Here is a 14,312-nt window from a genome sequence, read left to right as displayed (position 1 = left end):
AATTGATTTACAGTATTTTACCTACCTTTGCGCTCCGAAAAATTAATTACAAATACAACAAATTTGGATGTTCCACGTGGAACATTATAGACTATGTTTGATAAAGAGTATGATGTTATTGTTGTAGGTGCGGGTCACGCCGGATCTGAAGCTGCTGCTGCCGCCGCCAATATGGGGTCTAGCACACTGCTTATTACTATGAATTTGCAAAATATCGGTCAGATGTCCTGCAATCCCGCTATGGGTGGTATTGCTAAAGGGCAAATTGTTCGTGAGATCGATGCAATGGGAGGATACAGCGGAATTATATCTGATAAAACAGCTATCCAATTTAAGATGCTTAATAAATCGAAAGGTCCTGCAATGTGGAGCCCGAGAGTGCAAAGTGATCGAATGCGGTTTTCTGAAACATGGAGACTGATGCTTGAGCAAACGAAGAACCTTGATTTTTATCAAGAAATGGTTTCTGGAATTTTAGTGGAAAATGAAAAGATAGTCGGAGTTCGCACTTCGCTAGGGTTAAAAATTAAAGGTAAATCTGTTGTTCTTACAAATGGTACATTTCTAAACGGACTTATTCATATAGGAGATAAACAATTCGGCGGAGGTCGAGCTGGAGAAAGAGCTGCAACCGGAATTACAAAAGAACTCGTTGATCTTGGCTTTGAAACTGGAAGGATGAAAACAGGAACGCCTCCAAGAGTTGATGGTCGTTCTCTAGACTTTTCTAAAATGAGTCTTCAACCAGGAGATGATATTCCTGAGAAATTTTCTTTTTCAGACCAAACTCAGCCATTAGAACACCAACGAGCTTGTCATATGAGCTATACAAGTCCTTTGGTTCACGATTTACTCAAGGAGGGTTTTGATCGTAGTCCGATGTTCAACGGTGCTATTCAAAGTATTGGTCCACGATATTGTCCATCTATAGAAGATAAAATTAATCGTTTTGCCGATAAAGATAGACATCAACTATTTGTTGAACCTGAAGGTTGGGATACGGTGGAGTATTATATTAACGGTTTTTCAACATCGCTTCCAGAAGATGTTCAGTTTAAGGCGTTGCAACAGTGTGACGGATTTAAGAATGTAAAATTCTTTCGCCCTGGATATGCCATCGAATACGATTATTTTCCACCCACACAACTACGGCACACTTTAGAAACAAAATTGGTTTCAGGTTTATATTTTGCAGGTCAAATTAACGGTACTACAGGATATGAAGAAGCAGCTTCTCAAGGATTAATGGCAGGTATTAATGCACATTTAAAAGTACATGAAAAGGACCCATTTATTTTGCAGCGTAATGAAGCGTATATTGGAGTTTTAATTGATGATCTAATTACAAAGGGAACCGAAGAGCCTTACCGAATGTTTACTTCAAGAGCAGAGTATAGAACTTTGTTGCGACAAGACAACGCCGATTTTAGACTTACACCACGGTCACATGAAATTGGTTTGGCAGCCGATGAACGTTTAAAGCGGATGGAGCAAAAAGAAATGCAATCGAATCAATTTATTCAATTTTTTAAAGATACCAGTGTAGCCCCCGAAGTTATTAATCCAATCTTAACGGAACGTGATTCGGCTCCCGTAAAACAAAGTGATAAAATGTATAAAGTTTTTTCACGACCAAATATTACGATGGAGGATATGCGAAAAGTACCAGAGGTAGATCTTTTTGTTTCTGAAAATAATTTAGATTACGATGTGCTTCAGCAGACCGAAATACAAGTTAAGTACGCTGGTTACATTGAAAAGGAAAAAAATAATGCAGATAAATTGAATCGTCTAGAGGGCATTAAAATACCCGAAACATTCGATTATTATAAACTGAAATCTCTCTCATATGAAGCGCGAGAAAAACTTTCAGAAATAAAACCAGCGACAGTTTCGCAAGCTTCGCGAATTAGCGGGGTGTCACCTAACGATATTTCAGTAATGCTTGTATACATGGGGCGTTAGAAAGTTGTTTCACGTGGAACATTTTCACCTACTGTTTTTTAAAACTATAAATTATATCATTGGCACGGACTGTAATGCATTCAAAATTGAAAGTTAAAGATCACTTAGTAACTGGGGAGTATTTCGAATTATTATACAATACAGAAAGAGAAATGCTGGTAACATCTCCGCAACCTAAACTCACTGAACTTGAAAAATATTACAATAGTGATGCCTATATTTCTCATACTGATGAGGACAAGGGATTGGTGTCTTTTTTATATCAAACGGTAAAGAAATATGCTCTAAAGAAAAAATTAAAATTAATTCAAAATCTAAATGGAGGTAACGGAACACTTTTAGATATTGGAGCAGGGACAGGAGATTTTTTAAAAGTAGCAAAAAATAGTAATTGGGAAATAGACGGAATTGAGCCTAATAAAAATGCACGAAGGCTGGCAAACGAAAAGGGAATTGATTTACTTTCTACATTCGATTCACTTCCCAAAAAACAATATGATATTATTACGCTTTGGCATGTTTTAGAGCACCTGCCAGATTTAGACGCTACATTACAAAAAATCGAACATCTGGTCCGACCAGGGGGAAGTGTCATTATTGCGGTTCCTAATTTTAATTCGTACGATGCGAAATTCTATAAAATGTATTGGGCTGCTTTTGACGTGCCAAGACATTTGTGGCACTTTTCAAGAAACTCTATGAAGCAATTATTTTCAAAAAATATTAAGTATAAAAAATCATTGCCCATGATTTTCGATTCTTTTTATGTGAGCTTGCTTTCAGAAAAACATAAATCTAATTCCAGATTTTCAATTCGCGCCATCTTCATAGGACTATGGTCTAATATACTCGCTTGGCGTTCTAAAGAGTATTCTTCTCTTATTTACATCTTCAGAAGAGTGGAATAGCGTTTTAAAGCTATTTGAGGGGTTTCTAAGTAAATTACTTGGTGATATATAGGAAAAACTAATAAACGCTCTTAGGGGCGGTGTAAATGACGTCTTTTATATAGAAATCATTTATAAGAGTTTATTTAATTAATAAAATTTAATTATAATTATTCTGGTTTGTGAATTAGCCTCGTTAATTGAATTGAAAGATCTGTAAATATTAATTTTCCGTTTCCGTTTCTTTCAATGTGATACGATGCGTCTTGTAATGCTGTATCTATTTCGAAAATATTATTTTGATGAATAAATGGGGCAAACTTTTCAATAGAAAATTTTTCATCAACTGCGTAGAAAAACAATAAAGAATCTGCTTTATAGTTTTTTAATAACGCTTGTCGAAAAGTTTCCATGCAGTACGAAAGAAATTTTTTCTGTGTTTCTCTTCCTTGACTCGCTAATGTCTCACTCCATTGTAACAAATCATTAATAGCTTTTTTATTTCCTTTTGCTTTAAACGCTGTACGTACCCAATCGATAAACCATTTCTCAAATTGTAAATCATCTCCTTCATTAGATATAAATTGAAGCGCTTTATTGAGATCTCCGTTTGATTGACGGCTAATGGTACGGGCTATACTTTCCTTTATGTTGTGATTTTTTACGAGTGTTGTTGAAATATTTTCTTCTGAAAGCAATGGGAAATTTAATGTCTGACACCGGGAACGAATGGTCGTAATAATTTGTTCTTCATGTTCAGTTAATAAGAGCAATATTGTTTTTTTGGGTGGTTCCTCGACTAATTTAAGAATTTTATTAGCGCACTCAGTATTCATTTTATCTGCCATCCACATGATGAGAACCTTCGATCCACCCTCATACGATTTTAGTGAAAGCCGCTTTGCAATATCTTCTGCTTCAAATTTACTAATGTTACCTTGTTTTTTTTCAATTCCAAGCGATTGAAGCCATTCAAATAAAGAAGCATACGGGTTGGTTTGAACGAATTTTCTCCATTCTTCGGTATAATGTACCGAAATAGCGTTCTTTTTTGCTACAGAACTTGTGTTTACTGGATATACAAAGTGAAGATCTGGGTGTGCAAGTTTATCTATTTTTTTAGCACAGAGCTCCTTTTTTTCGGCCGTATTAGCTTCACTACATAGTAATTCACGAGCATAGGCAATCGCCATTGGCAATAGACCACTGCCTGCATTACCTACAAATAATTGTGCGTGTGGAATACGACCATTTTCGATGGTCTTAAGCAAATGTGCTTTTAGGTGTACTTGTCCGGCAATTTCAGAAAAATCCATACGCAAAACTACACAAATTTTACCTTCAAAAATGATGCAGTTAGTTAGTAACCATCTTCCCCTGTGAAATACTTATTTTAGCTATATTTGTCACTGAAAATTTGAGCTATGAAAACAGTAAATGACTTCAATTTTAATAATAAAAAGGCGCTAATCCGTGTAGATTTTAATGTTCCATTAGATACAGATTTTAATGTAACAGACAGCACTCGGATAGAAGCGGCTAAGCCAACCATCATTAAAGTATTAGAAGATGGAGGAAGCTGTGTATTAATGTCGCACTTAGGACGCCCTAAAAATAAAGAAGCAGAGTTTTCATTAGAACATATAATTAAAGAAGTACGTGAAATTTTAGGGTTACAGGTTAAATTTGTATCCGACAGTGTAGGTGAAATTGCGGAGAATGCTGTGGCAGAGCTAAAGCCAGGAGAGGTATTACTATTAGAAAACCTTCGTTATTATGAAGAGGAAACCAAGGGAGATAGTGAGTTTGCTAAAAAGCTTTCTAAACTAGGCGATATATATATTAATGATGCATTTGGAACAGCTCACAGAGCACATGCTTCTACTGCTATAATAGCTAATTTCTTTCCCGATAACAAATGCGTCGGTTTATTGCTAGAGTCTGAAATACAGAACGTTAACAAGGTGTTAAAGGATAATAACAGGCCTATAACAGCTATTATTGGAGGGGCAAAAGTTTCCTCTAAAATTACAATCATTGAAAATATACTTGACACTGTAGACCATTTAATTATTGGTGGTGGAATGGCTTTTACATTTATAAAAGCAAAGGGTGGCAATGTAGGTGGTTCTTTAGTGGAAGATGATAAACAAGATGTTGCTCTTGAAATTTTAAAATTAGCTAAAGAAAAAAATGTAACTGTTCACCTTCCTATTGATGTTATTGCAGCCAATAGCTTTTCTGAATTTGCTAGTACCGAAGTAGATGCTGCAGACGCAATTCCAGAAGGTTGGATGGGGCTGGATGTAGGACCAGAAACAAATAGAACTTTTGCTGAAGTAATTTCTCAATCAAAGACTATTCTATGGAATGGGCCCGTAGGGGTTTTTGAAATGGAACCCTTTGCTAAAGGAACCATTGCATTAGGTAATGCAATTGTAGACGCTACTAGAAATGGTGCTTTCTCTCTTGTAGGAGGAGGAGATTCTGTAGCAGCTGTAAAACAGTTTAATTTTGCAGATAAAGTAAGCTATGTTTCTACAGGAGGAGGAGCCATGTTAGAAATGCTAGAAGGTAAAAGTTTACCTGGTATTGAAGCTCTTACAGAATAACCCAACAGAGACAACAACACCCCAAATGTGTTAAATTATTGTCTATTCGGTCCATTTATGTATTTTTAAGAAAATTTTTTAGAAGATATCCCCGTTGTATGCTCATGACTTTCAAACAAACATTCTTTTTATTTTTAATTTCTTGTACCACTTTACATGCGCAGGAAACGCCACAAACAGAAGCGATCCAACCACAGCATATTCAAATTGTGGATTCGATAAAGGTTCAAAAAATTTCGTCAGATTTGCCCGAAAAAGTGGTGGCAACCCAACTTAAAGATACCACAGTCATTGTACTTGAAGATATGGCAAATGCCAGAAAATATGATAGTATTTGGCTTAAGCAATTATACAATAACGATCTTTTTGAAGAAGTTTACGGAAGTGTTACTAATGCAACTTACGACGTAGTTCCTTACGAAGAATTACCCACTGAAGTTCTTAAACAACGACTAGAAGCACTTAATGCACGAACCCCATTTAATGTTGAATACAATCCATCGCTCGAAAACGTAATTCGAGGATATTTGAAGAACAGACGACAAAGTCTGGGTAAGTTAATGGCTTTAAGCGATTATTATTTTCCCATGTTCGAACAAGAACTCGACAAACAGGGATTGCCACTAGAAATGAAATATCTCGCTATTGTAGAATCTGCATTAAATCCAAGAGCTCGCTCAAGAGTTGGGGCAACAGGACTTTGGCAGTTTATGTTTGCTACCGGAAAGATGTTTGGATTGGATGTAAATTCGTATGTAGACCAACGTAGTGACCCCATTCTTGCTACCGAAGCTGCATGTAAATATTTAAACTCACTATATAAAAGTTTTAATGATTGGGATCTGGCATTAGCGGCATATAACTCGGGTCCAGGGAATGTTTCAAAAGCGATTCGCCGTTCTGGAGGACGTACCAATTATTGGAATCTTCGTACCCATCTTCCACGTGAAACGGCTGGTTATGTTCCTGCTTTTTTAGCTACCATGTACATTTTTGAATACGCAGAAGAACACGGTTTTAAAAGTCATGGTCCACGTATACCGTATATCGCAACAGATACCATACATGTAAAAAAACAAATTAGTTTAGATCAAATCGCAACCGTAGCGAGTTTAGACAAAGCTGAATTAGAGTTTTTAAATCCATCATACAAATTAGGAATTATACCTGTTTTAGAAAATGAAACAATGATACTTCGGTTACCAGTTGATATTATAGGAAAATTTGTAGCTAATGAAAGTGCTATCTATGCCTATGCTGAAAAGGAGTTCAATAAAAAAGAAAAACCGCTTCCAGAATTATTAGTTTCGAAAGACCAGATACGATATCGGGTTAGAAGTGGAGATTTTTTAGGAAAGATTGCTGAAAAATATGGTGTTTCTGTAAGCCAGATTAAACGGTGGAATGGACTACGAAGCAATCGCTTAAAGATTGGACAGCGTTTAACGATTCACCCAAGAAAGCCAGTTGCGACAACTAAGAGTAAATCTTCCACGACAAGTTCGAGTAGTGCGAAAGCCTCATATACAGTACGTAGTGGAGACTCATTGTGGAGTATTTCTAAAAAATTTCCTGGTGTTACCGTTCAAAATTTAAAAAATTGGAACGATATTAGTGGTAACAAACTTAAACCGGGAATGAAGCTAAAAGTTTCAAAAAGCTAATTTCTCCAAAAAAACACTCCATGAAACCATTTCTTATTGCGATGATATCGCTTCTTACGTTCATATCCTGTAATGAAACCAACGGGAAAAGAGACACGAGTTATCTTTCAAAATCGGTGGGAAATATTAATAGCCTTCAAGTTATTATTGCTAACGACCTCTGGAATGGCACCGTTGGAGAGGAAATTCGCAACGAGTTTGCGGCCCCTGTGGATGGACTTCCACAAGAGGAACCATTGTACTCTATGAATCAGATGCCGCCAGCAACGTATACCGATTTTGCTCGAAAATACCGTCTGTTTTTACATGCCACCATCGGAACAGAAAACAAAGTGAACTTGGTGCATGATTTATATGCGAAGCCCCAGACGGGAGCCATAATTACTGCTACTTCCGAAGAAAAACTTATCGAGCTGTTAAAAGAAAATCATGAAGCCATCATTGATGCGTTTCATACTTCAGAAATAAAAGAACGTCAAAAAAGAACCCGAGTTTCTCTTTTAGAGTTGGACTCTATAGAAAACCAATTAGGAGTTACTTTAAAAATTCCTTCTGCATACCGCATTGCCAAAGCGAACGATGATTTTTATTGGATACGTAAAGACTTAAAGTCAGGAACCACAAATATAATCGTGTATGATGTTCCTCTGTCTATGATTAGTAGCGATAGTACTGCTGTTGGAGATATTATAAAAATTAGAGATTCGATTGGTGGCAAACAACTGCCTGTAGAAGATGACAGTCAATTTATTACTGAAGAAGCCTACGCACCGTATTTGTTTAATGCTGAGATCGATGGGAAATTTGCGTACGAAACGAAAGGAATTTGGGAAGTAAAAGACGAATTTATGTCTGGACCTTTTATAAATTATGCGGTTCGCGACGAGAAAAACAATCGATATGTAATACTAGAAGGCTTTAGTTATGCACCTTCTGTTTCGAAACGGGATTTACAATTCGAATTAGAATCTATTCTTCTTTCCACAAAACTAAAATAATTACAGTTAACGTAAAAAAACCCGTTATTCCTAAGAGTAACGGGTTTTTTTATGAGATAGATTTTATCTGAAACTTATTTTGTTTCATCAATTTTCTTTTCTTCCGATTCATCTTTTGAAGCATCTTTAAATTCTTTGATACCACTTCCAAGACCACGCATTAATTCGGGTATTTTTCTACCTCCAAAAAGAAGCAATACAACCAAAACTACTAATACAATTTGCCAGGGACCAATCGCCAATGGGATAAATAGTGCATTCATGATTTTAAATTTATAGCGCAAAGGTAACAAGAATTTGCCACATACTACGTTTTGAAATTGACTTCCTGTAATAGAATGGCATAATGCTAATAGTATAGGATAAATGCCCAGTATCGTTTGGTAGCTACTATTTTCAAATCACAATTTCTGAAGTAGTAATCCCAATTCAATTATATTTGTAAAACGCAACCTTGCACCATGGCAAAAACAAAAGAAAAGAGAAGAAAAAAGATAAAGAAGAAGTTGCTGCATAAGTATCGTCTAGTGGTGCTAAATGAAGACACCTTCGAAGAGCGCTTTTCGTTTAAATTAAACCGATTAAATGTATTTGTATTCAGTACAATTTTTGCTCTCTTTCTAATTGTAATCACAACCCTTTTAATCGCATTTTCTCCATTGCGGGAATACATTCCAGGGTATTCGTCTACCGCATTAAAGAAAAAAGCAACCGACCTTACCTATAAAACCGACTCGTTACAACAGATTATTAATGTAAATGAACAATACCTAGCTTCTATAAGAAAAGTACTCACAGGAGACGTTAAAACCGTTAATTTCAATAAAGACTCGATCCTTGAGGCAGCACAATTGGAAGCGTCACAGGTAAATTTGCTGCCTTCAAGACAAGATTCATTACTTAGAGAGAAAGTGTCGAGAGAAGACAAATACAATCCGTTAACAGAAGGAAATGGTGCTGTAAATCTTGTTTTGTTTGCTCCAGTAAAAGGAACTATTTCTGAAGGTTACGATCCAAAAAACAAGCATTTTGCTGTCGATGTAGTAACTGTTAAAAATGCACCCGTTAAAGCAGCGTCAGACGGAACTGTAATTTTTGCGGGTTGGACTGCCGATACCGGGAATGTAATTATTTTAGAACACGCCAATAACATTCTCACGGTTTATAAGCACAATGCTTCCGTAAGCAAAGAACAGGGTGAGGTTGTAAAAGGGGGAGAAGTAATTGCTTCAGTAGGAAACTCAGGAGAATTTACCACGGGACCTCACTTACATTTTGAGATCTGGAGAGATGGATACCCTGTAGACCCCACTAATTTCATTGATTTTGATTAATAACCTATGTCATTAAAAGCAGTTGCCGCTAAAATTTTTGCCAAATTCGTCGTAAATCGCATGAATCGTTGGTCCCATTCTCCTGTAAAAACGCAACAAAAAGTTTTTAGAGAATTGCTTTCTATGGCTTCGGAAACTGCCTTCGGAAAAGACCATGATTTTTCCAATATCACCACTACTGAAGCATTTGCAGCAAAGGTTCCTGTTCGCGATTATGAAGCTTTAAAACCATATGTAGAACGGGTAGTAGCGGGAGAAGCAGATATTCTCTGGCCTGGTAAACCACTGTATTTTGCCAAGACATCTGGAACCACCTCTGGCGCTAAATATATTCCGCTAACAAAAGCCTCCATGCCTTCACATATAAAGGCCGCGAGAAATGCTATTTTAAGTTACATCCATGAAACCGGCAATGCATCTTTCGTGGATGGAAAAATGATCTTCTTACAAGGAAGCCCAGAAATGACCGAGAAGAACGGTATTAAATTAGGGAGACTTTCTGGAATTGTGGCACACTATGTTCCGGGCTATCTTCAGAAGAACAGATTGCCAAGCTGGGAAACTAATTGCATTGATGATTGGGAAACCAAAGTAGATGCTATTGTTCAAGAAACAAAGCAGGAAAACATGACGGTAATTAGCGGAATTCCTTCCTGGGTGCAAATGTATTTTGAACGCTTAAAAACCGCCACAGGAAAGAATGTGGGAACCCTTTTTCCCAATTTCGAACTTTTTATTTACGGTGGAGTTAATTACGAACCCTATCGCGTAAAGTTTGAAAAATTAATAGGAAGAAAAGTACCTAGTATCGAATTGTATCCCGCAAGTGAAGGGTTTTTTGCTTTTCAAGATTCACAACATAAAAAAGGAATGTTACTTCAGCTAAATAGTGGAATCTTCTATGAATTTATTGAAGCTACTACCTTTTTCGACGAAAACCCGATACGGCTTACTATAGGCGATGTAAAGAAAAATGTGAACTATGTAATGATTGTTTCAACGAACGCTGGTCTATGGGCGTATAACGTGGGCGATACGGTGCAATTCACATCCTTACAGCCATATCGAGTACTTGTTTCGGGGCGTATTAAACATTTTATCTCCGCATTTGGGGAACATGTTATTGGGAAAGAAGTAGAACAAGCGATGCAGGAGGCTCAACAAGCGTATAATTTTTCAATTTCAGAATTTACGGTAGCACCTCAAACCAATACAAAAGAAGGCGAACTGCCCTACCACGAATGGTTGGTTGAATTTGAACAGGAACCTTCAGAAGTAGCAGCAATTATTGAAACCATAGACGCTTCGATGCAACGACAGAATTCATATTACAAAGACCTTATCGACGGAAAAGTGCTTCAGAAATTAAAAATTACTTCGTTAAAAAAGGATAGTTTTCAGCAGTACATGAAATCACAGGGCAAATTGGGAGGACAAAATAAGATCCCAAGATTGGCTAACGATCGTAAGATCGCAGATGCATTGCAGCAACTTCAGCCTTTAAATAAATAGTACCTTTACACCATGACTTTATTAAAATCACACACCAGAACTCGTGCACAAGAAAGTACGGGAGCTATAGAACGAATGTACATTACCATGCGACACCTTTTTAATCGCGGGTACTATAAACCAATGGGGGTTTCGGGAGCCACGTTGCGAGAATCGTTATTAATTTTGCGTCCCGAGATCTATGGTTCTATAGCAGAAGAAAAAATAGAACTACAGGGGTTACTGTATGTTATGGATCGGTTGCCTTACGGAATTGAAGAATGCCGATATATTAACCTAACGAGTGATGAAGGTTACAAAGACTCCCATTTTAAACCAATTGTTCCATTAAAGCGTCGCAGAAATTGTTATCGCATTGATGATGAACAAATGAATATTGAGGTTACTCGTGGACGTTCTGAAATTTATGATGTACTAACCCACTTAACGTTTCTCTATATCGAATCGCATAAAATCATGAAACAGATCTTGATTAGTGATGAAGGTGCAGTAGTTAGAGATTGGACGAAATTGGAAGCGGCAGTTTTAAAGAAAGGTAAGCTTACGAAAGAAGAAAAAGAAATTGCTCTTACGCATACCGCGAATTTTTTAGGAAGAACTTTTGAAGAAGTTAGCACTGTTTTTCCTCAGTTTTCTTGTAAAGAAGACGAAAATAGATTTCTCAAGATAATTTATTATCTAGGTAAAGGAGCTTTAGAAGAAATTTTGAATGATGAAAAACGCATCATAACTTTTAGTCCGGTGCTTCGAGAGCGTTTAGGGCATCATATTCATGGGGAACGTTGGGCCATGAAAATTAAAAGAACCTTAGACGAAAAGGGTCTTTTAGACCGACCTATACATATTATTAGTGCAAACATGCACAGTGTGATGAACACATTGTTTGCAGATAAAGCATTGATAAAAGATGCCAAAGAGCACTCTAAAATGGAGCTATATGAAAGCCTTAGTAACTCTAAAAACTCGAAACAGCGCGAGACTGTCTTAAAGTATGCCTTAAAGCACGGAATGACCTATATCGAAGATACGAGTGGAGCGAATATCAACGTTCAAATTTTTGATACTAATAAATTAGATAAAAACAGTTATATTTCTGAAAATGAAGGTGTTGAAGAAGATTTAAAACCAGTTATCGTAGTGATGGATTATGCGTTTGGAGAACAAGCGTATGAAACCATGGATGAATTACTGAAACCGTACGGCAAAGAAAAAGATAACTTCTTTTTAAATGTGGTTTCGGTATCGATCATGGGAAAAGCTGGAATTCTGGAAGGGGGAAAAGGAGATATTATGATTCCTTCTGCACACGTTTTTGAAGGTACTGCAGACAACTACCCGTTTAAAAACAAATTAAAAAAGTCTATGTTTGATGATGATGATATAAAAGTATGTACAGGTACTATGATCTCTGTATTGGGAACATCACTTCAAAACCGAGATGTATTACGATTTTTTCACCGTTCGACATGGAATGTTATTGGACTTGAAATGGAAGGAGCACATTATCAAAAAGCCATACAAGCGGCGGCAAAGATACGAGGAAGTATTAGTTCGAAAGTAAAGGTTATGTATGCGTATTATGCGTCGGATAATCCGTTAGAAACGGGAAGTACATTAGCGAGTGGCGGATTGGGTACAAGTGGGGTAAAACCTACGTATTTGATCACCGAAAAGATGTTAAATCAGATTTTAGGAGCGTCTAAAAAATAATTTCGTTAGATGTTTAGTTACAGCAAGAATAACTTCTCACTACTTATTTAATTAGTTTTTACAGAAGAGTATGTTGTATAACGGGCATTTCAATAATAACACGTAAAGTCTTACAAACTGAATTGAGATTACTTAAAAAATGGCATTGATTTTCAATTTCATTTGAAGCTTCATCGTATATTTAATAAACGGATTTTTATTACAATTACCATTAATATAAAATAAATTTGAAATACTTACCTACCCCATTAGAAGGTTGTTTTTTATTAAAACCAACAATTTTTAAAGATGAAAGAGGGCAATTTTCTGAAACTTTCAACAAAAAGGCATTCGAAGCTTTAACAGGTCTTTCAACAAATTTTGTGCAGGATAACGAATCGCGATCTACTTACGGTATATTAAGGGGACTTCATTTTCAAACGGGTTCTATGGCGCAATCAAAACTTGTTCGAGTAATTCAAGGAAAAGTATTAGATATTGTAGTTGATGTACGCATAGGCTCACCAACTTTTGGGCACCATTTTTCTAAAGTGCTAGATGCTTCCGAAGGACTACAATTATTCGTTCCACGAGGATTTGCTCATGGTTTTATTACCTTGTCTGAAACTTCAATTTTTGCGTATAAATGTGATAATTATTACGATAAAGCTTCAGAAGGGGGCATTATCTATAACGACGCAACCTTATCGCTCGATTGGCATCTTCCGAAGGAAGACATTCGAATTTCAGAAAAAGACAAACAATTACCTTCATTCGAAGCGGCAACTGCATGAAACAAGTATTGGTTACGGGAGCAAATGGACAATTAGGGCGATGTATTGCGTTGGCGTCGAAACAGTTTCCGAAGGTAACATTTCATTTTCTTGATAGACAACAGCTTGATATTACTAATAATGGAGAAATTTTAGAAGTTTTCAAAAAAAATACATTTGATTATTGTATTAATGCTGCAGCGTATACCAATGTTGAACAAGCTGAAAAGGAAGAAGAGTTAGCTTTTGGTGTAAATGCAGAAGGAGTAAAATACCTTTCCCAAGCGTGCCAAACTTTTGGAGTTGTGTTGCTTCATATATCTACCGATTATGTATTCGATGGAAAAAAAAGCGAGCCGTATAACGAATTGGACGCAACAAATCCCATTAATGTATACGGAACATCGAAACTTGCGGGAGAATTGGCGGTTATAGAAAACTGTGAACGCTATTTTATCTTTAGAACCTCCTGGCTGTATTCACAATTCGGACATAATTTTTTGAACACTATAATAAAGAAAGCTTCGGAAGGAGCCTCGTTAACAATAACGACAGAACAAACTGGTACACCCACAAATGCAAATGATCTAGCAGAAATGTTGTTGCATATTATTACTTCTGAAAGTGAAGCATATGGGTTGTATCATTTTAGCAACAAAGGAAAAGCGACCTGGTACGATTTTGCTGAAGCGATTCTAGAATTCACACAACAAATTGATACCGTAAAACTTGCAAAAACCGACCATTACCGTACTTTTGCTGCAAGGCCTAAGAATAGTGTTCTAGAACTTATTAAATTTAAAACGAAGTTTAATATTGAAATGTTTAATTGGAAGGTTAGTTTAAAAGATACGGTCAAATATATTAAAAACCATTAA

Annotated in this window: 12 protein-coding genes; 10 read left to right on the top strand and 2 right to left on the bottom strand. The window is 36.5% G+C overall.

Going from position 1 to position 14,312, the window contains the following annotated elements; translation table 11 throughout:
* Nucleotides 1-93: 93 nt before the first annotated feature.
* Both mnmG and ULVI_RS05745 read left to right on the top strand, forming a co-directional pair.
* Nucleotides 94-1,965, top strand: coding sequence for a tRNA uridine-5-carboxymethylaminomethyl(34) synthesis enzyme MnmG (mnmG, locus tag ULVI_RS05750; RefSeq protein ID WP_068590617.1), 1,872 nt, complete (start codon nucleotides 94-96; stop codon nucleotides 1,963-1,965).
* 59 nt (nucleotides 1,966-2,024) lie between these two features.
* Entirely contained in the window at nucleotides 2,025-2,873 is an 849-nt protein-coding gene (locus ULVI_RS05745) for a class I SAM-dependent methyltransferase (RefSeq protein ID WP_317039823.1), read from the top strand.
* 149 nt (nucleotides 2,874-3,022) lie between these two features.
* Here ULVI_RS05745 and ULVI_RS05740 read toward each other — a convergent pair whose 3' ends face one another.
* Entirely contained in the window at nucleotides 3,023-4,168 is a 1,146-nt protein-coding gene (locus ULVI_RS05740; protein WP_068590613.1) for a DNA polymerase III subunit, read from the bottom strand.
* 108 nt (nucleotides 4,169-4,276) lie between these two features.
* Between ULVI_RS05740 and ULVI_RS05735 the strand changes: the two genes are divergently transcribed.
* From ULVI_RS05735 to ULVI_RS05725, 3 genes are all read left to right on the top strand, one after another.
* Entirely contained in the window at nucleotides 4,277-5,464 is a 1,188-nt protein-coding gene (locus tag ULVI_RS05735; protein ID WP_068590611.1) for a phosphoglycerate kinase, read from the top strand.
* Nucleotides 5,465-5,568: 104 nt separating this feature from the next.
* A complete protein-coding gene (locus ULVI_RS05730; protein WP_068590609.1) occupies nucleotides 5,569-7,128 on the top strand; it encodes a lytic transglycosylase domain-containing protein in 1,560 nt (519 codons plus the stop codon).
* Nucleotides 7,129-7,148: 20 nt separating this feature from the next.
* A complete protein-coding gene (locus ULVI_RS05725; protein WP_068590607.1) occupies nucleotides 7,149-8,126 on the top strand; it encodes a DUF4837 family protein in 978 nt (325 codons plus the stop codon).
* A gap of 74 nt (nucleotides 8,127-8,200) precedes the next feature.
* Here the strand turns inward: ULVI_RS05725 and tatA are convergent, their stop codons facing one another.
* Nucleotides 8,201-8,389, bottom strand: coding sequence for a twin-arginine translocase TatA/TatE family subunit (tatA, locus tag ULVI_RS05720; protein ID WP_068590605.1), 189 nt, complete (start codon nucleotides 8,387-8,389; stop codon nucleotides 8,201-8,203).
* A gap of 198 nt (nucleotides 8,390-8,587) precedes the next feature.
* Here tatA and ULVI_RS05715 point away from each other — a divergent pair, with 198 nt between their 5' ends.
* From ULVI_RS05715 to rfbD, 5 genes are all read left to right on the top strand, one after another.
* Entirely contained in the window at nucleotides 8,588-9,460 is an 873-nt protein-coding gene (locus ULVI_RS05715) for a M23 family metallopeptidase (RefSeq protein WP_068590604.1), read from the top strand.
* A 6-nt stretch (nucleotides 9,461-9,466) separates the two neighbouring features.
* Nucleotides 9,467-10,972, top strand: a complete 1,506-nt coding sequence (locus ULVI_RS05710) for a GH3 auxin-responsive promoter family protein (RefSeq protein ID WP_068590602.1) — start codon at nucleotides 9,467-9,469, stop codon at nucleotides 10,970-10,972.
* Nucleotides 10,973-10,984: 12 nt separating this feature from the next.
* On the top strand, nucleotides 10,985-12,682 hold the full coding sequence (locus ULVI_RS05705; RefSeq protein WP_068590601.1) for a DUF6909 family protein: 1,698 nt from the start codon (nucleotides 10,985-10,987) through the stop codon (nucleotides 12,680-12,682).
* A 227-nt stretch (nucleotides 12,683-12,909) separates the two neighbouring features.
* Nucleotides 12,910-13,455, top strand: coding sequence for a dTDP-4-dehydrorhamnose 3,5-epimerase (gene rfbC / locus ULVI_RS05700; RefSeq protein ID WP_068590599.1), 546 nt, complete (start codon nucleotides 12,910-12,912; stop codon nucleotides 13,453-13,455).
* Entirely contained in the window at nucleotides 13,452-14,312 is an 861-nt protein-coding gene (rfbD, locus tag ULVI_RS05695) for a dTDP-4-dehydrorhamnose reductase (RefSeq protein WP_068590598.1), read from the top strand. Before rfbC ends, rfbD begins: the two co-directional genes overlap by 4 nt.

This window comes from Cochleicola gelatinilyticus (assembly GCF_001637325.1).
GTDB lineage: Bacteria > Bacteroidota > Bacteroidia > Flavobacteriales > Flavobacteriaceae > Cochleicola > Cochleicola gelatinilyticus.
The sequence above is the reverse complement of the archived record's forward strand: the minus strand, read 5'-3'. Positions and strand labels throughout refer to the sequence as shown.

Bases quoted from the DNA above. Each gene is read 5' to 3' on its own strand.
- mnmG (WP_068590617.1), top strand. From the start codon at position 94: ATGTTTGATAAAGAGTATGATGTTATTGTTGTAGGTGCGGGTCACGCC.
- ULVI_RS05740 (WP_068590613.1), bottom strand. From the start codon at position 4,168: ATGGATTTTTCTGAAATTGCCGGACAAGTACACCTAAAAGCACATTTG.
- ULVI_RS05735 (WP_068590611.1), top strand. From the start codon at position 4,277: ATGAAAACAGTAAATGACTTCAATTTTAATAATAAAAAGGCGCTAATC.
- ULVI_RS05730 (WP_068590609.1), top strand. From the start codon at position 5,569: ATGACTTTCAAACAAACATTCTTTTTATTTTTAATTTCTTGTACCACT.
- ULVI_RS05725 (WP_068590607.1), top strand. From the start codon at position 7,149: ATGAAACCATTTCTTATTGCGATGATATCGCTTCTTACGTTCATATCC.
- tatA (WP_068590605.1), bottom strand. From the start codon at position 8,389: ATGAATGCACTATTTATCCCATTGGCGATTGGTCCCTGGCAAATTGTA.
- ULVI_RS05715 (WP_068590604.1), top strand. From the start codon at position 8,588: ATGGCAAAAACAAAAGAAAAGAGAAGAAAAAAGATAAAGAAGAAGTTG.
- ULVI_RS05710 (WP_068590602.1), top strand. From the start codon at position 9,467: ATGTCATTAAAAGCAGTTGCCGCTAAAATTTTTGCCAAATTCGTCGTA.
- ULVI_RS05705 (WP_068590601.1), top strand. From the start codon at position 10,985: ATGACTTTATTAAAATCACACACCAGAACTCGTGCACAAGAAAGTACG.
- rfbD (WP_068590598.1), top strand. From the start codon at position 13,452: ATGAAACAAGTATTGGTTACGGGAGCAAATGGACAATTAGGGCGATGT.